At 34.3% G+C, this 26483-nt stretch carries 20 protein-coding genes; 12 read left to right on the top strand and 8 right to left on the bottom strand.

Going from position 1 to position 26483, the window contains the following annotated elements:
- The first annotated feature begins 67 nt into the window (after positions 1 to 67).
- Positions 68 to 724 (top strand): porin family protein, encoded by a 657-nt coding sequence (locus tag AC23MC_RS11665; protein ID WP_487568533.1) that lies wholly within the window; start codon positions 68 to 70, stop codon positions 722 to 724.
- Positions 725 to 757: 33 nt separating this feature from the next.
- Here the strand turns inward: AC23MC_RS11665 and AC23MC_RS11660 are convergent, their stop codons facing one another.
- From AC23MC_RS11660 to gltX, 3 genes are all read right to left on the bottom strand, one after another.
- Positions 758 to 1612 carry an HAEPLYID family protein gene (locus tag AC23MC_RS11660; RefSeq protein ID WP_487568532.1) on the bottom strand — a complete coding sequence of 285 codons (855 nt, stop codon included), beginning with the start codon at positions 1610 to 1612 and terminating at the stop codon, positions 758 to 760.
- Positions 1613 to 1689: 77 nt separating this feature from the next.
- Positions 1690 to 2079, bottom strand: a complete 390-nt coding sequence (locus AC23MC_RS11655; RefSeq protein WP_487568531.1) for a hypothetical protein — start codon at positions 2077 to 2079, stop codon at positions 1690 to 1692.
- Positions 2080 to 2107: 28 nt separating this feature from the next.
- The gene (gene gltX / locus AC23MC_RS11650) at positions 2108 to 3613 is read right to left on the bottom strand and encodes a glutamate--tRNA ligase (RefSeq protein ID WP_487568530.1); all 1506 of its coding nucleotides are present in this window, start codon (positions 3611 to 3613) and stop codon (positions 2108 to 2110) included.
- Between the two features lie 389 nt (positions 3614 to 4002).
- On the opposite strand from gltX, the gene AC23MC_RS11645 reads away from it, so the two are divergent.
- The 6 genes from AC23MC_RS11645 to AC23MC_RS11620 all read left to right on the top strand — a co-directional run bounded on the left by AC23MC_RS11645 (position 4003) and on the right by AC23MC_RS11620 (position 14122).
- Positions 4003 to 7398, top strand: a complete 3396-nt coding sequence (locus AC23MC_RS11645; RefSeq protein ID WP_487568529.1) for a hypothetical protein — start codon at positions 4003 to 4005, stop codon at positions 7396 to 7398.
- Positions 7391 to 7810 carry an rRNA maturation RNase YbeY gene (gene ybeY / locus AC23MC_RS11640; protein WP_487568528.1) on the top strand — a complete coding sequence of 140 codons (420 nt, stop codon included), beginning with the start codon at positions 7391 to 7393 and terminating at the stop codon, positions 7808 to 7810. The genes AC23MC_RS11645 and ybeY overlap by 8 nt, the downstream gene beginning before the upstream one ends.
- A 55-nt stretch (positions 7811 to 7865) precedes the next feature.
- Positions 7866 to 9737 (top strand): tRNA uridine-5-carboxymethylaminomethyl(34) synthesis enzyme MnmG, encoded by a 1872-nt coding sequence (gene mnmG / locus AC23MC_RS11635; RefSeq protein WP_487568527.1) that lies wholly within the window; start codon positions 7866 to 7868, stop codon positions 9735 to 9737.
- 129 nt (positions 9738 to 9866) lie between these two features.
- Complete coding sequence (locus AC23MC_RS11630) at positions 9867 to 10712, top strand: class I SAM-dependent methyltransferase (RefSeq protein ID WP_487568526.1); 846 nt, start codon at positions 9867 to 9869, stop codon at positions 10710 to 10712.
- Between the two features lie 240 nt (positions 10713 to 10952).
- Positions 10953 to 11540 (top strand): OmpH/Skp family outer membrane protein, encoded by a 588-nt coding sequence (locus tag AC23MC_RS11625; protein ID WP_487568525.1) that lies wholly within the window; start codon positions 10953 to 10955, stop codon positions 11538 to 11540.
- Between the two features lie 305 nt (positions 11541 to 11845).
- A complete protein-coding gene (locus tag AC23MC_RS11620; protein ID WP_487568524.1) occupies positions 11846 to 14122 on the top strand; it encodes a helix-turn-helix domain-containing protein in 2277 nt (758 codons plus the stop codon).
- Between the two features lie 23 nt (positions 14123 to 14145).
- Here AC23MC_RS11620 and AC23MC_RS11615 read toward each other — a convergent pair whose 3' ends face one another.
- Entirely contained in the window at positions 14146 to 14529 is a 384-nt protein-coding gene (locus tag AC23MC_RS11615) for a DoxX family protein (protein ID WP_487568523.1), read from the bottom strand.
- 4 nt (positions 14530 to 14533) lie between these two features.
- On the bottom strand, positions 14534 to 15682 hold the full coding sequence (locus AC23MC_RS11610; protein WP_487568522.1) for a DNA polymerase III subunit: 1149 nt from the start codon (positions 15680 to 15682) through the stop codon (positions 14534 to 14536).
- Positions 15683 to 15897: 215 nt separating this feature from the next.
- Here AC23MC_RS11610 and AC23MC_RS11605 point away from each other — a divergent pair, with 215 nt between their 5' ends.
- From AC23MC_RS11605 to AC23MC_RS11585, 5 genes are all read left to right on the top strand, one after another.
- Positions 15898 to 17826 carry an SPOR domain-containing protein gene (locus AC23MC_RS11605; RefSeq protein WP_487568521.1) on the top strand — a complete coding sequence of 643 codons (1929 nt, stop codon included), beginning with the start codon at positions 15898 to 15900 and terminating at the stop codon, positions 17824 to 17826.
- Positions 17827 to 17912: 86 nt separating this feature from the next.
- Positions 17913 to 19100 (top strand): phosphoglycerate kinase, encoded by a 1188-nt coding sequence (locus AC23MC_RS11600; protein ID WP_487568520.1) that lies wholly within the window; start codon positions 17913 to 17915, stop codon positions 19098 to 19100.
- 103 nt (positions 19101 to 19203) lie between these two features.
- On the top strand, positions 19204 to 21144 hold the full coding sequence (locus AC23MC_RS11595; protein ID WP_487568519.1) for a LysM peptidoglycan-binding domain-containing protein: 1941 nt from the start codon (positions 19204 to 19206) through the stop codon (positions 21142 to 21144).
- A 30-nt stretch (positions 21145 to 21174) separates the two neighbouring features.
- The gene (locus AC23MC_RS11590) at positions 21175 to 22146 is read left to right on the top strand and encodes a DUF4837 family protein (protein WP_487568518.1); all 972 of its coding nucleotides are present in this window, start codon (positions 21175 to 21177) and stop codon (positions 22144 to 22146) included.
- A 276-nt stretch (positions 22147 to 22422) separates the two neighbouring features.
- Entirely contained in the window at positions 22423 to 22869 is a 447-nt protein-coding gene (locus AC23MC_RS11585; RefSeq protein ID WP_487568517.1) for a GNAT family N-acetyltransferase, read from the top strand.
- A 261-nt stretch (positions 22870 to 23130) separates the two neighbouring features.
- On the opposite strand, the gene AC23MC_RS11580 is transcribed toward AC23MC_RS11585, so the two are convergent.
- From AC23MC_RS11580 to AC23MC_RS11570, 3 genes are read right to left on the bottom strand one after another with little or no spacing between them, the layout of a single operon-like run.
- The gene (locus AC23MC_RS11580; RefSeq protein WP_487568516.1) at positions 23131 to 23955 is read right to left on the bottom strand and encodes an OmpA family protein; all 825 of its coding nucleotides are present in this window, start codon (positions 23953 to 23955) and stop codon (positions 23131 to 23133) included.
- Positions 23952 to 25589 carry a S41 family peptidase gene (locus tag AC23MC_RS11575; protein ID WP_487568515.1) on the bottom strand — a complete coding sequence of 546 codons (1638 nt, stop codon included), beginning with the start codon at positions 25587 to 25589 and terminating at the stop codon, positions 23952 to 23954. Before AC23MC_RS11575 ends, AC23MC_RS11580 begins: the two co-directional genes overlap by 4 nt.
- 4 nt (positions 25590 to 25593) lie before the next feature.
- Entirely contained in the window at positions 25594 to 26403 is an 810-nt protein-coding gene (locus AC23MC_RS11570; protein WP_487568514.1) for a DUF4349 domain-containing protein, read from the bottom strand.
- Positions 26404 to 26483 lie beyond the last annotated feature (80 nt).

Here is a 26483-nt window from a genome sequence, read left to right as displayed (position 1 = left end):
TAGTTTTTAGGTTATATGTAATGATACGAAATTTCTCGTACGTTTGTTACAACTTTACACATAAATCATGAAAAGATATTTTTTAGCATTCGTTTTACTTGGATTTACAAGCACCGTTTCGGCTCAATATGGCAAAGGCGATTATAACCATATCGGAATTAGTTTAGGTATAAATCAAACCAATTTGTACACAGATAATTTTAATATAAAACCCGGCACAAGTTGGACAGGAGGATTGTCTATGCGTGGAAATTACTACAACAATTTTTCGATGATCTACGGAATGAATTTCACCGAAAACAAGTTTGCAGTTGAAACTTTTTCAGGCATTTCTCAAAAAGAAGTGGATTTAAAAATGATGGCTGTGCAAATTCATTTGTTACTGTGTTACAAAATTGGTGGCGGTCCGGTTTCGTTAGATTTTGGTCCGGTGTTGCAAGTCAACAGTAAATTAAAATTCAACAGTTCCGATGAAAATAATTTTATTGTTGGTAATCAATTGCTTCGTGTTAAAGATATTGAAGACATAAACCCAATTAATTTTAATGTTTATGCCGGAATTTCCGGTGGTTTTGAAAATATACGTTTGAGTTTGAGTTATCAATATGGTGTAACCAATATTTTGAATAGTTTGAATGACCAAGAAGAAGTTGCTCTTTTAGCCGATGGAAAACTTAAAGGAAATTTAGGCGTAATTGCCGGAAATATTATCTTTTATTTTTAATAAAGTAAGGCTCCCGAAAAAGGAGCCTTTATTTTAATGCCCAGGTTCATAAATCAACCTAAAGAACGTACTAAATCGTTCGTTTTCTCGACTAATCGGAATTCCGGTAACAATTCCGATTAATAAATTATCAGCAATTCCAACTCGCATTTGAGGGCGAATGGTCATGTCAAAATCGGTTTTGGTTACTTCTTTGTTGAATTCGATTCCAATGAAATTTCGCGTTCCCGGAATCATATAATGAAAATTGCTGTTGATTTGCCAATTGGTATACGTTGAATTGTCTTCAAAATGATGAATAAATGCCGGTCCCGTGTAGAGTAGGGTGTGAAAATTATTTCCCCAACGTTTCGCTGCAACAAAAAATGGATTATAAACATTTCCGACAAATAATTTTCCGTTGCCGTAATTGTCAAATTCATTCATTTCAAATTCTTGAATATAGCCAAGTGCTAACGAAGTTTTTTGTTTTTCTGAAACATAAAAGGAATATTGAGCAGCCAATTTTATGCTGTTTAGCTTACTTCCCGGAGCCATCCCGTTTTTGTTGGATGGATAAACAGTAAAAGGCAATTCGACTTCTAAACCCAAACGATCGATTGGAGCCCATTCATATTCTACCAGTGCTAAATATTCATCATAATCATTGTTGTCGGTAATTCCAAAACCAACGTTCCATTCTTTTTCACCTTTTCTGGCACCTAAATCTCGAATTAAATCGATGTATAAAGGTTCGGCGTGAAGTACTTTTGGTTTCTCTGTTTTGGTTAAAACTTCTTCGATATACAAACTGTCTGTTATGGTGTTTTCGGTTTGTGAAAAAGTGATTTGACTTAAAAAAAGTATTGAAAAGAAGCATAGATATTGCTTCAAACTAACTGTATTCATAATTGTTTAATTTTTAATTTATACGAATGATTTAAGCTGTTTCCGATTGGAAAACAAGTTGTTACGAATAAAATAAATTAAACTTCAGGTGGAGGAGAATGAATTTCTAGCGAAGGTTTTAAGAAGATAATTTTAGAATAATGAAAACTCTTTTTTATCGGATTAAAAACGATTAGTTTGGTATTGATTTCATAAAAAGGCAACACAAACTTATCCATCGAAAAACCTTTTTTCATTGTTGGATTTTGTTCGCTGTCGTTTGAATTATTTTCAGGAATAGCCTCTTCAAAACCTAAGACTTTTTCAAAAACTAATTCAACTATACTTTCTTGTTCGTTGTAGTTTTTATGATTTTGCTCTTTTTCATCAAATAAAGAAGTAACATCTACACTGATATTCAACAGGTAGAATGCCATAAATCCCCAAACAAAAGATGTTATTTTAGAATGTCGAATTGCATTTAACATGTCACAAAAGTAAAACCTTTTAACAAAATTAAATTTTTTCTATTGCTTTTAGTATTCTTTTAACGGTTTCTTCTTTGCCGATAAGTTCAATAATATCAAACAAATGCGGACCTTTTAAAGCTCCAACCAAACTCAATCGAAGTGGTTGCATTACTTTTCCCATTCCAATTTCGTTGGTGTTCATCCAATCTTTCAAAATTGTTTCGATGTTTAAAGATGTAAAATCCTCAATCGATTCTAAAACTTCAATCACTTGTTTCATTAAAGCTGGTGTTTCTTCTTTCCAATTTTTTGAAGCTTTTTCGTCATACGAAGTAGGTGCAACAAAGAAATAATCTGCTAATTCCCAGAAATCGGATACAAAATTCGCTCGTTCTTTTATAGAAGAAACGATTTTGATCAGTTTATTATTTTCAACAGAAATTCCTTTTTCGTTTAAAATTGAAGAAAAACTTGCCGCTAATTCTTCATCACTTTGCTTTTGCAAATACTGATGATTAAACCATTTGTTTTTCTCCGGATCAAATTTAGCTCCGGCTTTATGAACGCGATTTAAATCAAATTTTTCAACCAATTCATCTAATGAAAATATCTCTTGATCAGTTCCGTCATTCCAACCTAATAAGGCTAAAAAGTTTATCACAGCTTCCGGAAAATAACCCGTTTCACGATAACCGGATGAAATTCCTTCTTCAGTTTTCCATTCCAAAGGAAAAACCGGAAAGCCCATTTTATCACCATCTCTTTTGGATAATTTTCCATTCCCGATAGGTTTTAAAATCAATGGTAAATGTGCAAATTCAGGTGCTTCCCAACCAAAAGCTTTGTATAACAAATGGTGAAGTGGGAGCGAAGGCAACCATTCTTCGCCACGGATAACGTGTGATGTTTCCATCAAATGATCATCAACAATGTTGGCCAAATGATACGTTGGCATTCCATCACTTTTAAATAACACTTTGTCATCTAATAAGTTAGTGTCAAATTTTATGTCGCCACGAATGATGTCTTTCAATTCTAAAACTTCATTAACAGGTGTTTTAAATCGAATGACAAAATCTTCGCCGGCAGCAATTCTTCTGTTCGTTTCTTCCATTGACATCACCAACGAAGTATCTAATTTTTCACGATTATGCCAATTATAAATAAATGTCTTTCCTTGCTCTTCGTGCTGTTTTCTGTGTAAATCCAACGCATCAGCAGTATCAAAAGCATAATATGCCCAACCAGAATTTATCAATTGATCGGCATATTGTTTGTACAACGTTTTTCGCTCACTTTGACGATACGGTCCAAACTTTTCGTTCTTATTTACTGTTTCTGATGGAGCAATTCCTAACCATTCCAATGCTTCAAAAATGTACTGCTCAGCTCCGGGAACAAAGCGATTTTGGTCGGTATCTTCAATTCGTAAATAAAAAACACCGTTATTTTTTTTCGCAAATAAATAATTAAACAAAGCTGTTCTCACACCACCAATGTGCAATGGTCCGGTTGGACTGGGTGCAAAACGAACGCGTACAGGTCTTGACATTTTATTAAATTTTTTGCAAAGATACATTTTATGAATTTTATTTATGAAAAGTGTTTTGAAAAATAACCTTGCCTTATCAGAGGAAAAACAAAGTTGAGTGTTATGACTTTTTTTAATTCGTGTTAATTCGTGAAATTCGTGGCAAAAACCTCCCCCCAACCCCCTCCAAAGGAGGGGGAGACGTTGAAGATTGAGCTACAATTTTAGATTAGAAGTAATTGCCGTTATGTTTTTCTCGGTGAAATTTTTGCAGGACAATAATCTGTGTTAATCAGTGAAATCCGTGTCAAAAAACTGAATGAAACTGTTAATTTCATTAGAAAACTTTTAACTTTTGACTATCGAATAAAATTGTACTTTTATCAGTTATAAGTAAAAGCCTCATTATTTTGGAAACAAAGTCACTGATTTATCAAAAGTTAGAAGCATTCATAAAAAAATATTACACCAACGAACTTGTAAAAGGAGTCATCTTATTTGTTGGTTTTGGGTTGTTGTATTTCTTTTTTACGCTTTTTGTAGAATATTTTCTTTGGTTAAAACCAGTAGGAAGAACAATATTATTTTGGTTATTTATCGCAGTTCAATTGTTTCTTTTATCGCGATTTATTTTGTTTCCGCTGTTTAAGTTGGTTAAACTTCAAAAAGGAATTGATTACCAACAAGCATCGCAAATCATTGGAAATCATTTCACTGAAGTGAATGACAAACTGACTAACTTTCTGCAATTAGCCGAAAATAACCAGCAATCAGAGCTACTTTTAGCTTCCATCGAACAAAAGGGGAAAAGTTTGCAACCGATTCCATTTAGCAACGCCATCAATTTTAAAAAGAATACAAAATACCTTCCGTGGGCGATTGTTCCATTGTTGTTTTTGAGTTTCTTTATGTTGTCGGGAAACAGCGATATTATTGCTGATAGTATGAATCGAGTGGTGCGATATAACGAAAAATTTTCACCACCGGCTCCGTTTTCTTTTGTGGTTTTAAATGAAAATTTACAAACAGAACAAGGGTTGGATTATGTTCTTCAGGTAAAATCTGAAGGAAAGATAATTCCCGAAAATGCAATGATTTTTATTGGTGACGAAAGTTATTTTATGGAAACCACAAAACCTGGCGTTTTTGAATATCGTTTTACAAAACCATCCAAAAATATTGAATTTCACATTGAAGCGAATGCAGTTTCTTCGGATGATTATGAACTTTCGGTTGTGGCTGTTCCAACTGTTTCTAATTTTGAAATGGTCTTGCAATTTCCATCGTATCTGAATCGAAAAGCCGAAATAATCAAAGGTTCCGGTAATGCGATTGTACCAGAAGGAACGAAAGTGAGTTGGAAAATTAATGCTCTTTCCACATCAAAAATTGAATATGCTGATGGTTCGGGTTTTAAAAATTTTGTTCAGGAGAATAATGAATTCAAATTTTCTAAAAATGTTCTTCAAAATACAGAATATCAAATACTTACTTCAAATAATAAAGTTAAACATTACGAGAAATTAAACTATCAAATCTCAACGATTAAAGATCAATTTCCCACCATAACGGTCAACAATGCACCAGATAGTTTGCGAATTGAGAAGAATATTTTAATTGGTCAAGTTTCGGATGACATTGGACTTTCTAAATTGCAAATCGTCTATTATCCTAAAAACAATGAAAAAGCGGCTTTAAAATCGGCTATTCCGGTGAAGAAGGATGTCTTTGATCAATTCATTTACACTTTCCCGGGAAATCTTCCGGTAGAAGAAGGTGTTTCGTATGAATACTATTTTGAAGTGTTTGATAATGACGCGATTCACAATTATAAAAGCTCAAAATCTTCTGTGTTTTCCGATCGAATTAGTACGGAAGAAGAACGGGAAGATGAGCAATTCAAACAACAAAATGATAATATCAACAGCATTCAAAAATCGTTAAAAAATCAAGATAAGCAGATGTCTGAGTTAGATAAGCTTCAGAAAATGAGTAAAGAAAAAGAAAGCTTAGAATTTAAAGACAAACAAAAAATAAATGATTTCATCAAACGCCAAAAGCAACAAGAGGAAATGATGAAAGAATTTACAAAAGATTTGAAGGATAATCTGAAAGAATTGAATAAAGAAGAAAAAGATGAATTAAAAGAACAACTTGAAAAACGTGCGGAAAATGCTGAAAAACAATCGGAAGAAAATCAGAAATTATTAGACGAACTTCAAAAACTTTCGGAGAAAATTCAGGATTTAGACATTGAAGAAAAGTTAGATAAAATTAAACAAAATTCTAAAAATCAATCGAAAAATTTAGAACAGTTGGTTGAACTGACTAAGAAATATTATGTTGAAAAGAAAGCCGAACAACTCATCAAAAAATTAGACAAATTAGCCGACAAACAAGACAAATTATCAAAAGAAGATAAAGAAAATACTGCTGATAAGCAGGACGAAATTAATAAGGAATTTGACAAAATTCAGGAAGAATTGCGTCAGTTAGAAAAAGAAAACAAAGAATTGAAATCGCCGGTTGAAATCCCATCGGACGAAAAACAAGAAAAAAGCATCGAAGAAGATATGGAAAAAGCTTCGGAGGAACTTCAAAAAGAGCAAAAAGACAAAGCCAAGCCTAAACAAAAAAGTGCCGCTCAAAAAATGAAGCAAATGAGTATGCAAATGCAAGAAGGAATGGCGGGTGCAGAAATGGAACAAATGGAAGAAGACGTTAAAATGATGCGTCAGATTTTAGATAATTTATTAGCTTTTTCTTTTTCGCAAGAAGAGCTGATGAAACAATTCAAAGGATTAAAAAAAGGAGCTCCGTCTTATAACAAATACCTTAAAATTCAGCAGGATTTGAAACAGCAATTTAAACACGTTGATGATAGTTTGTTTGCGATGTCGTTGCGAAATGAGATGATTACAGAGAAAGTTACAGAAGAAATCGGAAACGTACATTACAACGTTGATAAATCGCTTGAATCTTTGGCGGAAGCGATTATTTCTAAAGGGGTTTCGCACCAACAATACACGGTTGCAGCGTCTAATCGTTTAGCTGATTTTCTTTCTGATGTGATGAATAACATGCAAATGTCTATGCAAGGAATGGGTGCAGGAGGCGGCAAACCAAAACCCGGTCAAGGTAAAGGTGGACAGTTACCTGATATTATTCAAAAGCAAAAAGGTCTTTCTGAGAAAATGAAAGAAGGTATGGAAAAAGGTGAAAAACCAGGAGATGGAGAAAAAGGCGAGAAACCCGGTGAAGGAAAAGACGGTGAGAAAGGTGAAAAACCTGGTGGAAAAGAAGGCGGCAAAGATGGTGATAAAGGCAAAGGGAATCAAAAGGGAAATAAACCAGGTGGAGGAAGCGGCAGCGGTCAAGGCAATAATGATGGTGAAGAAAATGCTCGTGAATTAATGGAAATTTTTCAAGAACAACGTCGATTACGTCAACAGTTGGAGGACGAATTGAAGAAGCAAGGTTTAACGCCTGGTGGACAAAAAGTGTTGGATCAAATGAAAGATGCAGAGAAGCAAATTCTGAATAAAGGTTTTAAAAATGAAGTGCTTCAGCGGATGTTGAATATCAATTATGAAATGTTGAAACTCGAGAAAGCAGTTCAACAACAAGGCGAAGATACTAAACGTCAATCAGAAACAAACAAGAAAGAATTCAATAATTCGGTTAAACCACTTTCGCCTGAATTACAACAATATTTGAATAGTGTTGAAATTTTAAATCGACAAAGCTTACCTTTGCGGCCAAATTATAACCAAAAGGTTCAGCAATACTTTAAGAAGAATGATTAGTTTTAACTACGAAACAGATTTTGAATTAGGTGATGAAAAGTTGTTTTCCAATTGGATTTCGGCGATAATTTCATCGGAAGCCAAAGAAGAAGGCGAAATCAATTACATCTTTTGTGATGATGATTATTTGCATAAAATCAATGTGGAATACCTTAATCACGACACGTTAACCGACATTATTAGCTTTGACTATAGTGAAGGAAATTTTTTACAAGGTGATATTTTCATTTCAACCGAAAGAGTGCAAGAAAATGCTTTAGAATTCAACGTTTCTTTTTTAGAGGAATTAAAACGAGTGATGGCTCACGGTGTTTTGCATTATTGTGGTTATAAAGATAAATCGGAAGCTGACGAAAAACTAATGCGTCAAAAAGAAGAAGAAAAAATGATGATGTTCCACGTGGAACAATAAATGAATTTAATGAAGTTTCCGTGAAATGTTTCACGTGGAACAATGCAATAAAACTATGTTTCAAGATAAATATGATGTAATTGTGGTTGGTGCTGGCCACGCAGGTTCTGAAGCGGCGGCGGCGGCGGCCAATATGGGTTGTTCAACGTTGTTAGTGACAATGAACCTGCAAACTATCGGGCAAATGTCTTGTAATCCCGCTATGGGCGGAATTGCAAAAGGGCAAATTGTGCGTGAGATTGATGCATTGGGTGGCTATTCCGGAATTGTTTCGGATAAGACAGCTATTCAGTTTAAAATGCTTAACAAGTCCAAAGGTCCGGCTATGTGGTCACCAAGAGTTCAAAGTGACAGAATGCGGTTTGCAGAAGAATGGAGATTGATGTTAGAAAATACTCAGAATGTTGATTTCTATCAAGAAATGGTTGCTGGTTTAATTATCGAAAACAATGTTATCAAGGGAATTAAAACTTCTCTAGGCATTGAAATCAAAGCCAAAACAGTTGTTTTGACGAATGGAACTTTCCTTAACGGATTAATTCACATTGGTGAAAAACAATTCGGAGGAGGAAGAGCAGGCGAAAGTGCGGCCTACGGCATTACCGAAGATTTAGTCAAACTCGGATTTGAATCAGGTCGAATGAAAACCGGTACGCCACCACGAGTAGACGGCCGTTCGTTGGATTATACCAAAATGAGAGAGGAAAAAGGGGATGATAAACCGCATAAATTCTCTTTTTTAGATTCTTCCAAACCATTAATTCATCAGAAATCGTGTTGGATGACGTACACCTCTGAAACGGTTCATAATCTATTACGTGAAGGTTTTGATCGTTCGCCAATGTTTAATGGTAGAATTCAAAGTACAGGTCCGCGTTATTGTCCATCCATTGAAGATAAAATTAATCGTTTTGCAGATAAAGACAGACACCAATTGTTTGTTGAACCGGAAGGTTGGAATACGGTTGAAGTATATGTAAATGGCTTTTCCACATCCTTACCGGAAGAAGTTCAATTTAAAGCCTTACGTTCAGTAGAAGGATTTGAAAAAGTGAAATTTTTCCGTCCAGGATATGCTATTGAGTATGACTATTTCCCGCCAACCCAGTTAAAACATACGTTAGAAACCAAGTTGGTTGAAGGCTTGTTTTTTGCCGGTCAAATTAACGGAACAACGGGTTATGAAGAAGCCGCTTCACAAGGCTTAATGGCAGGAATCAACGCTGCTCTTAAAGTGCAAGAACGTGACCCTTTTGTTTTGAAAAGAGATGATGCTTATATCGGCGTTTTAATTGATGATTTAATTACAAAAGGTACAGAAGAACCGTATCGAATGTTTACGTCAAGAGCAGAATACAGAACGTTATTGCGACAAGATAATGCCGATGAACGGTTAACTCCTAAAGGATTTGAGTTAGGATTAGCTTCAGAAGAACGTTTAATTCGAATGAATCAAAAGTTTAATGAAGCAGAAAAAATGGTCTCTTTTTTCAGAGAAACAAGTATTTCACCTGAAGAAGCAAATCCTGTTTTGGAAATAAAAGGAAGCTCTCCAATGGTTCAATCAGATAAGATGTATAAAGTGTTTTCTCGTCCGCAAATAGATTTGGAAGACATTGTTTTATTTGATAAAGTAAAAGAATATATCGCCGTTAATAACTTGGATGAAGAAACAGTTGAACAAGCAGAAATTCAAGTGAAATATAATGGTTATATTGAAAAAGAACGCAACAACGCAGATAAGCTAAAACGTTTGGAAGACGTCAAAATTCCTGAGAATTATGATTTCGATAAAATCAAATCGTTGTCGTATGAAGCAAGGGAAAAATTCAAAAAGATTCGTCCTGTCACTGTTTCGCAAGCATCTAGAATCAGTGGTGTGAATCCGAGTGATATTTCTATTTTATTAATTTATATGGGAAGATAGGAAGTAATCAGTTGGCAGATTGAAGTGATCAGTTCGTACCATTAATTTCAATTGTTCCACGTGAAACTATTTTGAAAAACCCAACAAACACAAAGTGTTCCGTAAGAAAAAAACACTTTATTAATTAAAATGAATTTTACAAAAGAACCGTATATTAAAGTAAAAGATTATTCCGTTTCGGGAGAACAATTTGAATTGTTGATGGATGAAAATCTTCAATTACTAAAAACGTATCCGCAACCTGCATTATCGGATTTACCGAATTATTACGAAAGCGAAGATTACATTTCACATACAGATAACAAACGATCTTTGTTTGAAAAAGTCTATCATTTTATAAAACGAAAAGCAATTCGCGACAAAGTAAGTTTGATAGAATATTGGAGTGTTGAAAAAGGAAGTGTTTTAGATATCGGTTCCGGTACAGGAGATTTTTTAGCGGAAGCCAAACAACAAAATTGGAAGGCGGTAGGAATGGAGCCAAGCGATAAAGCAAAAGCTCTTGCAAAACAAAAAGGAATTTGCATAATCGATACGTATCCTGAATTAGAAGATCATTTTTTTGATGTTATAACAATGTGGCACGTTTTAGAACACGTTCCGGATTTGGAATTTCAAATTAAAGAACTGAAAAGATTACTAAAACCGGATGGCGTAATTTTTATTGCTGTTCCCAATTTCAAATCGTATGATGCAAATCATTACGGAAAATTTTGGGCGGCTTATGATGTGCCAAGACATCTTTGGCATTTCTCTAAAACAGCAATGGAAAAACTTTTTGCTCAAGAAAATTTAAAACTAAAAAAAGTTCAACCTATGTGGTTCGATAGTTTTTATGTGAGTTTACTATCTGAAAAATACAAAACCGGTAATATGAATCCGTTTAAAGCATTTTGGATTGGTTTACAATCAAATTTAAAAGGAAGAAAGAGTTTAGAGTATTCTTCACACATTTATATCTTCAAAAACAGCTAAAAAATCATTTTAAGGCTCATTATCGAAGTGTTTCATTAACGAACAGCTCTTTTGTCTATTTAATTCTATTAATTGATTTAAGCGAATCTAATGAATCAAAACCAAATAAATTAAAACTATAAACCGCTTAAATACAATTACATTTTCTTATACTTCGTAATTTTTGAAAATGTAAATCAAATTTGCCAATTAAATTGGAATTACTACTTTTACCAAAATTTTATAAATCAGACAATCATAATGAAAAAATCAATTTTAGTTTTCGGCTTACTTTTGGCCATGGCATCGTGTGAAAAAGCAGCCGATCAAAAAGATTTCAAAACAGCTTATGTAGATACTTCAAAACTTTTGGATGAATACACAGAAGCAAAAGATATCGAGGAAAAATATAAATCAAAAGGCGAAGAAATGGGTAAGCAACTTGAAGCAGAAGTTGCTCGTTTTAGAACTGAAGCAGCTGCTTTTCAAAAAAATGCTCAAACCTATGGTCCGCAATGGGCTCAACAAAAAGGAGCTGAGTTGCAACAAAAAGAACAAGAGTTATCGTATGCTCAACAAGCAATTATGCGTCAATTACAAGAAGAAAGCGGTAAAGAAATGGACAGCTTAGTAAAAGATGTGAAAAAATTCATCAAAGACTACGGTAAAGAAAAAGGATACAATTACATCTACGGAACTGGTGATGCTGCAACTGTTTTGTATGCAAAAGATGAATATGATATCACAAATGATGTAATTAAATTATTGAATGATAAATACAAATCAACTTCTTCGGATGATAAAAAAGACGAAAAAGCAGATGCAAAAGTAGATTCTACTAAAAAATAAGCAATCAATTTATTGCTATTCAAGTCTCTTGTTTTGAGATAGAGCTGTACACTAATTGCTATTCATTTTGGCCACGAATTTCACTAATTTACACGAATTAATTTGTGTAAATTAGTGAAATTCGTGGCTATCTTTTTAAACAGATTTATTTAAATCTCTTTAAATTTGTGAAATTCAATTTTTTCAAAGAGACAGCCATTATTAGTTATTTATACTTTTACCAAACAAATTTCAACAAAATTTAGACTATGGCTTTTTCAATTATTCAAAAATTTGTAAATTTCCACCTTTAAACTCAACGCCACATGGAAATTACAAAAGATGCACGCCAAGTCTTGCAATTTATCAATCAAACGCAACGCTCCATTTTTCTCACCGGGAAAGCCGGAACAGGAAAAACTACATTGTTGCGAAAAATCATTCAAACTACTCATAAAAACACGGTTGTGGTTGCTCCCACAGGAATCGCTGCATTGAATGCGGGTGGAGTAACAATTCATTCGATGTTTCAACTGCCGTTTGGGGGTTTTATTCCGGAATATATTGCCGGTTCCAGCATTTCTGAATACCAGAAATTTGAAACCAAAAACACCTTAGTTAAGCATTTTCGCATGAGCGGCCAAAAGAAAGCCGTGATGCTCAATATGGAATTGCTCATTATTGACGAAGTCAGTATGCTTAGAGCGGATTTATTAGATGCTATCGATTTTATGTTACGAAAAGTTCGTCGAAGAGACATTCCTTTTGGCGGAGTGCAAGTACTTTTTATTGGTGATTTACTGCAATTGCCACCCGTTGTAAAAAATGATGAATGGCAAGTTTTACGAAAATATTATCGTGGGATTTTCTTTTTTAATGCAAAAGTTATTCAGGAAAGACCGCCGTTGTATATTGAATTATCTAAGATTTTTCGTCAAACAGATGAACGGTTTATATCCGTTTTAAATAACCTTCGAAACAATACAATTACACAGCACGATATGGTGGTTTTGAATGATTTTGTAAAACCAAACTTCGACATCAAAGCCAATAAAGGTTACATCACATTAACAACACATAATGCCAAAGCCGATTCGATTAATGCCGAATCATTAGAAGAATTAGAAGGAAAGTGTTATCGATATAAACCCGAAGTTGAAGGCGATTTTCCGGAAAAAATTTATCCCGTAGAAGAAATTCTTCAGTTGAAAGTGGGTGCTCAAATTATGTTTATTAAGAATGATTTGTCGCCGGATAAAAATTATTTTAATGGGAAAATGGGTTTCATAAAATCATTATCCGAAGCTGAAATAATTGTTCACTTTCCGGAAGAAAATAAAACCATCGAAGTTGAAAAATACGAGTGGAAAAACATCCGTTATTCCGTTAACGAAAATACGAAAGAAATTGATGAAGAAACACTCGGAACATTTGTTCATTATCCGATAAAATTGGCTTGGGCAATAACGGTTCATAAAAGTCAGGGATTAACGTTTGATAAAGCTGTTTTGGATGTTTCTCAAGTCTTTTTACCCGGACAAGCGTATGTTGCATTGTCGCGATTGCGATCGCTGGAAGGTTTGGTTTTGTTGAAACCGATTCAAATGAATGGCATTTCCAACGACCAAGAAGTAATGCAATATGCTGAAAATAAAGCAGATGAAGAAACGATCGTGAATGCATTACAAAAAGAAACGCAACGGTTTATTCTTCAATATATTAAGAACAGTTTTGATTGGGAAGCGATTGCTCAACAATGGCGAAATCATCGTTATAGTTACAATACCGATGCTGAAAAATCAGAGAAATCGAAACATCAAAATTGGGCAGAAATTCAAGAAGGAAAAATTGCGTTATTAGAAGAACCCGCTAGAAAATTCCGATTGCAATTAGACAAACTTTTTCACGCTGATGATGTCAATATTCCTTTTATTGCTGAAAGGGTCAAAGCGGCTAAAGATTATTTTCTTCCAAAATTGAATGAAATTATGTTTGATTTGCTTTTGAAAATGGAAGAAATCAAACGTAAAAAAAGAGTCAAGGAATTCTATAACGAGTTGAATGAATTAGAAGAAGGCACATTAAAAACGGTTCTTCAATTGTTTAAAGCCATTAAAATGGTGGATGTTTTATCGGAGGGGAAAGAAATTAACAAGGAGAATTTAACTTCCAACGAAATTCAAAACTACCGAAGTATTCTGGTTGAAAACGTTGTTGAACATTATAAATCCATTCAAAGCACATTAATCGAAGAAGAGGAAGAAGCTGATTTTGATCCGTATCAATACCTTCCAAAAAAGAAAAAAAACAAAGAACCGAAGAAGTCAACCGTTCAAGAAACGTATGAACTTTGGCAACAAAACAATTCCATTCAAGAAATTGCAAAAATCAGAGTTTTAACGCCACAAACAATTCAAGGCCATTTAGCCAAGCTAATTGAAGCCAAAACCATCTCGATAACCGATGTGTTGCCGGAAGACAAAATAAATGAATTAGCCGCCGCATTTGAAGGATACAACGAAGAATCATTAAACGCATTAAAAGAACAAGTCGGCGAGAAGTTTACTTGGGGAGAATTACGGTTGTTTAAAGCGAGTTTATAATTTGATTTAACTTTTTAAATCTATTAATTCAACCAATACACCGCCAAAACAGCAGGAATAAAGTAAATCACAATTGTTCTTGCTCCATCATAATCTTTGGCTAAACGTTGTCCAAAAAGTAAAAAAAGTAAGGTTACACAACTCATTATGGCGGCATAAAAACCATATTCGCGGTTGCCGTTATAAAGCATTTGAATCATACCGGCAATGGCTAAAATTACAGTTACTAATTCCAAAAGCAATATAAAAGCCAAGGCTTGCGGAACCATATTTCTAATAACAGTTTTAGAAAAATGTTCTTTTAACCAAGCCAAATTGTCTTTCCAATAAAACAATTTATCATAGCCGGATTGCAAAAAAGTAACGGTCAAAAGTAACAAGATCAGAAAAGAGGCGGGATTGTTCATGCGTTTATTTTTTATGAATTAAACGAGTCAATTTAATTGATAAATCGGTTAAAATAATCTTCGCATTGCCATTGCGTTCAATGTGATACATGGCATCGTTGAGTTCTTTATAAATATCCAAGATATTATTTCCATTTACAAACGGAGCAAAATTTTCTAATTTAAATTTTTCCACTTTCGGTTCTAAATAAACCAACGATGTCGCTTGATAATTCAACAACAACGCCTGACGGAACATTTCAATACAAAACGATAAAAATTTCTTTTGCGTTTCACGACCCAATTTGGCAATTTCTTCGCTCCAAGTAATTAATTCGTGAATAGCGGCGGCGTTTCCTTTGGCTTTAAAGGCGGCACGAACCCAAAGTACAAACCATTGTTCAAACGGTAAATCTTCGTTGTCATCACTAAGCAATTTTAAGGCTTTGTTATAATTTCCTTGTGCTTGGTGAGCAATTTTTGTGGCTGCTTTTGGGTCAAGTTCTAGTTTCTCTATCAAAGCATTGGCAATCACACTTTCCGGAAGTCCGTTAAAATCCAACACTTGGCAACGTGAACGAATGGTTTGAATCAAATCTTCTTCTTTTTCGGTAATTAAGATAAAAACGGTTCTGTCGGTGGGTTCTTCTAAAATTTTCAAAAGTTTATTCGAAGCAGCAATGTTCATTTTGTCGGCCATCCAAATGATCATCACTTTATAACCGCCTTCGTAGGATTTAAGAGAAAGTGTTTTCACAATTTCCTGAGCATCATCCACACGAATTTCACCTTGTTTATTTTCAACACCCAAAATCTTAAACCAATCAAATAAACCACCGTATACATTTTCATTTAAAAAACTTCGCCAATCCTGAATAAAATCAATGCTTTTGGGTTTGGTTTTAACATCATCTGTAGTAACGGTTGGGTAAATAAAATGCAAATCCGGATGTGCAAAATGTTGAAATTTAAGATTACAAGCTTCGTTTCCGCCTGAATTTTCATTTCCGGTATTGCTGCACAAAAGATATTGAGCATAAGCAATCGCCATAGCCAATGTTCCAGAACCTTCGGGACCAACAAAAAGCTGTGCATGCGGAATCCTTCCCAACTGAACACTTCGGGTTAAATGATTTTTTATATGGTCTTGGCCTAATATTTGAGTAAATTGCATAAAGCAAATATAAATGATTTTTTTTGCCAATAAACGAGTTTGTTTTTTTGATGTTGAATTTCAAATTTTAACAAAATCGAGTTAAATTAGTATGATTGTATGAAAAAAGAAACCATTTTTGGCACTTTAATCGGTAAAATATGCTTTTTGTCGTTGGTCTTTAGTACCTTTGAGCCCAAATTAGTAGTCCCAAATCTAAAATTGCTCCTTGCAATATGAGTAAATTTACGAACCGAATAAGATATAAAAATTTATTTTTTTTACTGTTTTTTATATCTGTCAATTTATGCCATGCTCAAATGGCCGTCCCTTTTAAAGAGCGATACAAAGCGAATATAAAAGGTGACATGACTATTATTGCCAATTCTATTTTGAACAGAATTGATAAAAAAAATTCTCCAAACGACCCTTACAACGATCAAAGTATTGATGCTATCACTAACGATGAAGTTGACATGGAATACATTGATATTGATACCGATAAACAAACTTTTTCATCGAGTAGTGCTGCATTATTTCAAAAAGATGAAGCCTCCAAAAAAATTGTTTATGCCGGATTATATTGGTCAGCGACGTACAAATATGAAAGTGGCTATAAAAAAGGAGAAGATAAATTTGTGGCTTTTGATAACACTAGAGAACCTTTTGAGGAAGTTTTAGTGAAGTTTCCAACACAAAAAGAATATACAGCAATTAAAGGTGAAATTATTTTTGATGGTTTAAAGCAAAAAGAATTTAAAGATGCCGCACCGTATGCCGTTTATGCTAATATAACAGAACAAGTTAAAGCACTCGAAAACCCATTCGGATTTTATAGTGTTGCAAACATTCGTGCCACGCAAGGAACGCTTATAGGTGGTTCTGCTGCGGGTTGGACAATGATTTTTGTGTATGAAGATGCATCAATGAGCGAAAAATTCATTGTTTCACATGATGGTTTTGCTGGTGCATCAAGTGAAAGTGTCAATGTGATTTTCAAAGGTTTCAAAACCCAACCACAAGGAAATGTTCAAGTAAAATTAGCTGGTGCAGCCTTAGAAGGAGATTTTAAAGTTGATGGCGATTTATTCATGTTTGGATCAACTAAAAACAAAGATTTTACAAATGTTAAAACCGTAACTCGACGTTACAGCAATTTTTTTGATAGTTCAATTACCATTGAAGATGAACATTTTAAATACCGCATTCCCGATAGCAAAAACACCTTGGGTTACGACTCGTTTTTAACCACTTTATCAAACTACAATAACCGTTTTATTGGTAATAATTTGGATGAAGCAACTGTGCGGTTCAAATCTTCTGGAGATGTTTTTTATCTTTTTTTTAGTGCAATGGCCATTGAAACAAAACCAGCGGTAGAAACGCAAGAAGATAATACTAAATTGGTTTATGAAGACAGTAAGTTCAAAGTAGTTGATAAAACAACAAATGAAGAAATAGTTCAAGGTCAAACGGCAGAAGATTCTCTGTCTGCTACATTAGCTCAAAAAGCAATAGATGGTTTAGCTCAAGATTCCAAGGAAAACACAAAACCAATTGCTGAACGAAACGAAAAAATTACTCAAGAAAAAGAAACAAAACCTGTGGTTGCGTCAAAACCAATTGTTGAAGAAGAGAAAACAAAAGTTAAAGAAGCAAAAGAAGAGACAAAACCGGTAGTAGCTTCAAAATCAGATACTAAAAAAGATGCTTCAAAACCATTAACTTCCAAAACAGAAGAAATTGTTGTCAAAACAGAAGAACCAAAAACTTCAATAAAGCCGGATGTTGCCAAAGTTACTAAAACAGCCGAAGTTAAACCAGAATCAAAACCGGTTGTTGTTGCTCCTGAAGCAGTTAAAACAGAAACACCTAAAGAAAACAAACCAGTAGAAGTAGAGATTTTAAACGATATCGATTCGCCAAAAGGATATTATTTGGTTGTTAATGTTTTTAATGAAAGAATGAATGCAGCACGGTTTATGAAAGTCTTGAGAGATAATGGACTTAATCCAAATTATTTTGTAAACCCAACCAATAATTACATGTATGTTTATTTGGGATATGTAACTTCCAGAGAAGAAGCAGATAAACTAATTGAGAATAAATTAAATAATTTATACACCGAAGAAATGTGGATTTTAGTTGTAAATATGAACAAATAATCGTAAACATGATTATTATCAATCCATTTTAAATTCTAAAATTTTATATTTGTCGTTACTATTAAAAAATTAAAAAAACATTAACCATGAAAACGTTGTTCGACTTCAATTTTAAAAATAAAAAAGCATTAATTCGTGTTGATTTTAATGTTCCGTTAGATGAAGATTTTAATGTAACCGATGTCAATCGAATTGAAGGAGCAAAACCAACCATCGATAAAGTTTTAGCCGACGGGGGAAGCGTTATCTTAATGTCACATTTAGGAAGACCAAAAGGTGTTGAAGAAAAATATTCGCTCAAACACATCGTTTCAAAAACAGAAGAAGTTCTTGGAGTTAAAGTGAAATTTGCCTCTGACTGCATTGGAAGTGTTGCCGAAAAAGCCGCAGCCGATTTAAAACCAGGCGAAGTTTTATTATTAGAAAATCTTCGTTTTTATAAAGAAGAAGAGGCCGGAGACGTTGATTTTTCAAAAAAATTAGCCTCATTAGGCGATATTTATGTAAATGATGCATTTGGAACAGCCCACCGAGCACACGCTTCAACAACTATCATTGCTCAATTTTTTCCAAATGATAAATGTTTCGGAACCTTATTGGCCAAAGAAATTGAAAGTTTAAACAAAGTTTTAAAAGATAGTGAAAAACCGGTTACTGCCATTTTGGGCGGATCAAAAGTTTCGTCAAAAATCACTGTAATTGAAAATATTTTAGACAAAGTAGATCACATGATTATTGGTGGAGGAATGACATTTACTTTCGTGAAAGCCTTGGGCGGAAAAGTAGGCGATTCAATCTGCGAAGACGATAAAATGCAAATGGCATTAGATATTTTGCATTTAGCGAAAGAAAAAAACGTACACATTCACATTCCTGTTGATGTAGTGGCTGCCGATGCTTTTTCAAACGATGCCAATACCAAAATTGTTGACGTTCGCGAAATTCCTGACGGATGGCAAGGTTTGGATGCCGGACCAAAATCGTTAGAAAATTTCAAAGAGGTAATCATGAATTCCAAAACAATTTTATGGAACGGTCCGCTTGGTGTTTTTGAAATGGAAACATTTGCCAAAGGAACCATCACACTAGGAAATTATATTGCCGAGGCAACTGCAAACGGAGCTTTTTCACTAGTTGGAGGAGGAGATTCTGTAGCAGCCGTAAAACAATTCGGGTTAGAGCCAAAAATGAGCTATGTTTCTACCGGTGGAGGAGCGATGTTAGAGATGCTTGAAGGACGAACATTACCAGGCATTGCAGCTATTTTAAGTTAAAAAAAAGTTTTTTAACAATAAATAAACAATTTATAACGTTTAACTTAATTATGTTTGCAAGTACGCTTAACCTATTGACAAATAAAACATTAACATAGAAAGAATGAATTTACGAAATACCACACTCCTCGTTGTTCTATTTTCTGCGACTACTTTTTATGCCCAAGAATCAACACTTGCGGATGTAAATGTGTCTGTAGAACCAAAATTATCCTATTTAGATTCTATTAAATCAACCTTTCAAAAACACGACATTGCTGCTTGTGTTGAGGAACGTTGGATGACCGAATTGAGCAATCAGGATTTGTACAGCGAAATGATTGCGGACATCGAAAACACAAATATTGACGAAAAAGTTGATTTTGATTTATCAACCGAATTATTGAAAGAGCGATTAAAAGCACTAGATGCAAAATCTGCTTTTCATATTGAATACAATCCCGGTTTAGAAAATATCATCAAACACTATCTCAAAAATAGAAAGAGATCGTATGAACGTTTGATGGCTTTATCGCAATATTATTTCCCAATTTTTGAAGAAGCATTGGCAAAATATAATGTTCCGTTAGAGATTAAATACCTAGCTGTTGTTGAGTCTGCTTTAAATCCAAGAGCCGTTTCAAGAATGGGAGCAACCGGTTTGTGGCAATTCATGTACGGAACAGGAAAACAATACAACTTAGACATCACCACATATACAGACGAACGCAGCGATATGCTGAAAGCAACTGATGCCGCTTGTCAATACATGGTAAACATGTATAAAATCTTTGGTGATTGGGATTTGGTTTTAGCTTCTTATAATGCCGGACCCGGAAATGTGAGTAAAGCAATCCGTCGTTCTGGAGGGAAACAAAATTATTGGAACATCAGGCCGTATTTGCCAAAAGAAACGCAAGGCTATGTTCCTGCTTTTTTGGCAACAATGTATGTGTTTGAATACCATAAAGAACACGGTATCGTGCCACATAAACCAATTGTAAATCATTTTGCGACTGATACCATTATGGTTAAAAATAAAATGTCGTTCAAACAAATTTCAGAATTGTTAGATATTTCGGTGGAACAATTGCAGTTTTTAAATCCATCGTATAAAAGAGATTTTATTCCATACCAAACAGATAAAAAACATTTTGTTCGCTTGCCGTTGGATAAAGTAGCTGTGTTTACTTCCAATGAAAATCAAATCTATGCGTATTGCGATTACGATTTTAACAAACGAGAAAAACCATTTTCTGCACAAGAAATGGTTGCTTCTTCCGAAACATCTGTTATTTCTAATACAAAATATCACAAAGTAAAACGAGGCGAATCCTTAGGATTAATTGCCAAAAGAAATGGTGTTTCTGTCACAGAATTAAAGCGATGGAATGGTTTAAAGTCTAACAACATTGTTCCTGGTAAAAGGTTAAAAATAGTTGTAGAAGAACAAGTAGCGGTTGCTCCTAAAAAAGTTGTTGAAACTCCTGTATCCAAAGCAATTGTTTCAAACGATACAATCAAAGTAAAAGCAAAATCAGTTGAAACAGCAAAGTTTCACGTTGTTGAAAAAGGCGAAAGTTTATTCAGTATTGCCCAAAAATATGATGTAACGAGTGAAGAATTAAAAGAATGGAATAACCTGGAAGAAGAATCAATTCAGTCTGGTTCAAAATTAATTGTAACTGCTTTAGTGAAGCAAAAAACAGAAAATCACATTGTTCAAAGCGGTGAAAATTTGAGTTCATTAGCAAAAAAATATGGTGTAACGATTGATGAATTGAAAGAATGGAATGATTTAGAAGATAACAATATTAAATTAGGTTCAACTTTAAAAATTATGCTTCCTGCCGATGAAGAAGTTGTTGTGGCAGAAGTAAAAGCAAAAAAGCCTGAAAAACAGTCACCTTACAAATCTGAAAAAGTATATATTGTGCAAAAAGGTGATTCCTTATTCAGCATATCCCAAAAAATTAAAGGCGTAACAGTTTCGGATTTAAAAAAATGGAACGGTATTAGTGGTAAAAATATTAAACCGGGAATGAAACTTAAAATCAGCGGATAAAAAAGGTTCATTTCACCAGAAAACACCATCATGAAAAGAATTGTTATTTTACTGTTTGTTGTCTCATTGTTTACTTCTTGTAAAGAGGAAAATAGAGAAGATATTCTAAAAGAATCTTCCGGAAAAATCAATCATTTGTCGGTTATTATCGAAAACCAACTTTGGAATGGGGAAGTAGGTGACAGCATTAGAACCATTTTTGCCGCTCCGGTAGATGGTTTACCACAGGAAGAACCCTTGTTTACCATCAAACAATACGCTCCCAATTTATTTGAAGGTTTTATGACCAACAGCCGAAATATTTTGGTTGTTTTAAAAAAAGAAAACAATGATTTTGAATTGGTTGAAAACGAGTTTGCTAAACCGCAAAATGTAGCTCACATTACCGGCAGTTCTGTTGCAGAAATTGTTAGTTTATTAGAAAAACATTCACCAGAAATCATTGCTAAATTCAAGCAATCTGATATTGCCGAAAATCAACGCAGAATTTCAAAATCGCTTCTTGACGATAAAAGAATCAAAAAGAATTTTAAGGCGAGTTTAAAACTTCCAACAGCTTATCGTTACATCATTGAAGAAGATAAATTCTTTTGGATTAGAAAAGAACTTCCTTCCGGAAATGCCAGTGTGTTGGTCTATGAAGTTCCGTTAAATACGATTCAAAAAGATACAAATACTATTGCCAACATTATTCAAATGCGTGATTCCATTGGACAGAAACATATTGAAGGAACGCTTCCAAACACCTACATGATTACCGAAGCTGCCTATTCTCCTTATTTGTTCAATATTATGCTGGATGGTAAAAAAACCTATGAAACCAAAGGAACATGGGAATTGAAAAACGATTTTATGGCCGGTCCTTTCATCAATTATGCCATCAGAGACGAAAAAAATAATCGTTATTTGGTGATTGAAGGTTTTTGCTATAATCCTTCCATGGCAAAACGTGACATTATGCACGAGTTAGAATCTATCATCAAATCGGTGAAGCTTTTATAAGTTTCGTTTTCTGGAAAATTATCTTCAAATTTCATTAAATTCGCAGGAAGTAACTTGTGAAACTGTTTTAACCAAGTTTAATAGAATTGATTATTAATATTAAACAAAATTAACTTGGTAAATTAGCCACGAATTCACAAATAAAAGTCTAACTGGCAAAGCTATATTAGTTCATCTTTGATGAAAATTCGAATTATAACGAATTGCTTAACGCCCAAATTATTAGTGAATTAGTGGTAAAAGAAATGATATAATCTGTCGAACAAACATTTTTTAATGAAACTACAATTCAAAATAAAGCAATTTAACGAACTTTCTTTGTCAGAACTATATCTAATCCTGCAATTGCGTAGCGAAGTGTTTGTAGTGGAGCAAAATTGCGTTTACCAAGACATTGACGGAAAAGATGAGAAAGCACTTCACCTTATCGGAACTTGGGAAGACCAAGTCGTGGCCTATGTCCGCATTTTTAAACCCGGCGATTATTTTGAAGAAGCTTCCATCGGCAGAGTAGTGGTGAAGCAAATTTACCGCGATAAAAGATGGGGCTACGATTTGATGCAAGAAGCCATTGCAGCAACAAAATCAGAATTAAACGAAACCAACATTACCATTTCTGCTCAATTATACCTTCAAAAATTCTATGAAAATTTAGGGTTTGTAAAAACGAGTGAGGTGTATTTGGAGGATGATATTCCACACATTCAGATGAAGAGGAAATAGTTTGTATAGTATTCAATAACACCACCATTCATTTTATTTCTTATATTTGTAATAACTATATTAAATTAGAAATGGCACATCTTAATATAACCATTCATCCACAAGATGATGCACAAATAGAGGCTGTAAAAGCAATTGGATGACCAAGTTGGTTTAGATAAAAAACATTACACCGATGCTGAGAATGTTTACAGTGATTTAAAAAACAAGTATGGATTATAAGATTATTGTTTCGTTTTTAAAACAAAATCAAACCCCTACCTACACCTTCGTAATCACCAACTCCACCCGTCTATCCAATTCCGGACTTTTGCCCAATGGTTTTGTGTTTCCGTAGCCTTTAAAAGTCATTCTGGTTTTAGGTACTTTTTTTAGGATGAGGTATTTGTAAACTGCTTCTGCACGGTTGTGCGACAGTTTTCGTTTTTTAGTTCCTTTGTCGATCGCTTCTTTGTGATTAGGAGGCGTGCAGCACACATGACCTTGCACTTCTATATTGATATTTTTATTTTTCAATAGCATGCGGGCTATTTTGTCGAGCTGGTTTTTACTTTTGAGCGTGAGTTTACTACTTCCTCTTTCAAAAATCATGTCCGAAAGCATGATGCGGTCGCCCACAATGTTTTCTTTGTTAAACATCGTATAAACTCCTGGAATCTTCAACTCTTCTTCGGGTTGAGGTTTCATATTTAAAACCACATCCACCCGACGGTTTTTGGAACGAACTTCAGGAAGATTCTCCACAATATCATCATCAATCAAAATACGACCTTTTCCTTCTATAGTCACAATAATTTTGCTTTTGATACCGCTTTTCGTGATTTCGGCTTTTACTTTATTGGCTCTTTCTGTAGATAATTTTCGATTATAATCGTCTTTTCCAACATCATCACAATAGCCAAAAATTTCAATACTTTCAACTCTTGTGCTGTCTGTTTTTTGAATAAAATTAACCAGTTCGGTTGCGTATTTCGATTCAACATCCGATTTGTTTGTTTCAAAATAAATGGATTGAACAATTTCTTCCTGAGCAAAAAGTCCAAAACTCATCAGTAACAAAATGCCCAAAACCCACGTTTTTATCATTTTAAAAGAATTTTATTGTATTCGGAAGCGTTTGCCAAAATGGAAGTTGCCTTTTTAACTTCAGAATTGTTTTGAATATAGTATTGATAAAGTCCTTCTTTGTATTGATACCGTTTGATTAATTCGTCTAACAAAAGTTCTTTAATTTCCGATTGATTTTTATTCAACTGAATATCTTCACTTTTCCGCAATGCAGTCATCAAATTTTGGTATTCGGCTTTAATGTTTTCATCTATTTTTTCAACTTGAGCAGCTTCTAATGTCTTTTTTAATTGCTTTTCTGTCTCCGTGTCAAATGAGAAGTTTTCTTTCTTCAAAAATGCTTTAAATTCATTAAAATCAGCATCGGAAATGGTTGGAATCTTTGTTCCTAAATTCGGATTTTTATAAAAATAAACCGTAGCATAATTAAAAATAGCATCATTCCGTTGAAGAGCTTCCGTAATAGAACTCAACTTTGTTTCTGCCAGTTCCACATCGGGCTGAATTCCGCCACCATCATACACAGTTCTTCCTTTTTTGGTTTTAAAGGCGTTAAAGTTTTTTGCATCGGTTTTGATTGCTTTTCCATCGGCATCTTTTTTAGAATAATCCAACGCCTGAATACATCTTCCGGAGGGCGTATAATAACGAGAAATCGTCACTTTAACTTGCGTTCCATACGTCAAATCCAACGGACGTTGCACCAAACCTTTGCCAAAACTGCGACTTCCCACCACAACGGCACGGTCTAAATCTTGCAAAGCACCCGCCACAATTTCACTGGCAGAAGCACTTTTTCCGTCGACCAAAACAATCAGCGGAATATCTAAATCAATGGGTTCACGAGTGGTTTTATAGGATTGGTTGTGTTTTTCAATTTTTGATTTGGTGGTCACAATCACTTCGCCTTTTGGCACAAAAAGATTGCAAATATTCACAGCTTCGTTGAGCAATCCACCCGGATTTCCGCGTAAGTCTAAAATAATTTTTTCGGCTCCTTGTGTTTTTAAATCCAACAAAGCAGCTTGTGTTTCAAATGAGGCTTTTCGGTTAAATTGCGAAAGAACGATATATCCGGTTTTGTCATCTACTTTTCCATAAAACGGAACGGCTTTTACCTCCACTTCGTCCAACACAATCGTAGCATTTTCTGTTTTTCCTTGACGGATGAATTTAACCTCAACTTTAGCATTTTTTGAACCTCGCATTAAAGCAGAAGCATCTTCTTTGTAGTCTTTCAAATTCACATCGCCAATTTGAAAAATCTCATCGCCGGCTTTCAAACCTGCTTTGTCTGCCGGATAACCTTTGTATGGTTCTTTAATTATGATTTTGCCGTCTTTTCTAGTAATCATCGCACCAATTCCGGTGTATTCGCCCGTGTTGTTGATTTTAAATCGAACCACATCACCTTCGTTAAAATAATTGGTGTACGGATCTAAATCGGCCAACATACTTTTAATTGCTTTGTCCATCATTTCACCCGGATTTGTCTCGTCAACATAGTTCATGTTCACGGTTTTAAACAAATTAGTGAAGATTTCTATTTGCTTGGCAATTTCAAAAAAATCTTCTCTGAAACTACTTCCAACAAATAAAAATCCACTTAAAATTATGGGAATGATATAGCGTTTTTTGAATTTTTTAAACATAGTATTATACATTTTTCTTTTTCAGTTTTTTTCGGATGAAAAAAATTACAGCCACTAAAATAAGAATAAAAGGCCAAATATGAAGCAATCCGATAAAGAAACTCGAAATTCCGTTCCAGCCGGATTTCACTGCGTTCCACATTTTGGTGCCATACGAAACCGTAGCATTGTCTGCATCGGCTACTTTTTTGTAGAATTCGATGGTCACGGTGCTCAACGAAACGCGATTTTGCAAGTATTTTAATTGTCCTTCTTTGGCTTCAATTTCTTCTCGAATGGTAGATAATTCTTTTTCAATTTCTAATATTTCAGAAACTTTGGTGGCTTTGGTTAATAATTGTAAGTAACGTTCTTCCAGTGTTTTCTTGGCTTTCAATCGAGCTTCAATGTCAATAAATTCGGCAGTAACGTCTTTGGCAGAAATTTCTTTTCTATCAAAATAAGCTACGCCTTTTCCAACATCAGCCAAGAAAGCATCAAAATTGGCATTCGGAATGCGAACGGTAATGGTTCTGTAGAGTGAATTATAATCTTTTCCCTCTGTGTCGCTTTGCACATAGGCTTTATTCTTCTTGGCAGAGGAAATAATTTGTTGATAGGTAGCATCTAAATCCTGCGTTTCATAGCGAAGATTACTTTCTTTGATTATTTTTTGTTCGGTTTGGGCTTCAAAATTGCCGGAACTTGCTTTTTCGTCCATCATTGGTGCAGCAACTTCTTCAGTCACTTCGGTTTCATAAACGGCATTATCCGGATTTCCGCCGCACATCAACGGAAAAATCAAAAGGGAAAGGTATGCTATTGCTAATTTCATAATGGATTAATTTTTAGTTTCACGCAATATTTCTTTTTTTCTCGCAAAGCCGCAAAGTCGCAGAGAAGGGTTTTAAACAT

Source organism: Flavobacterium sp. T50_26, assembly GCF_057652995.1.
Note: the sequence above shows the minus strand (reverse complement) of the source record. Positions and strands in the feature narration are given on the sequence as shown.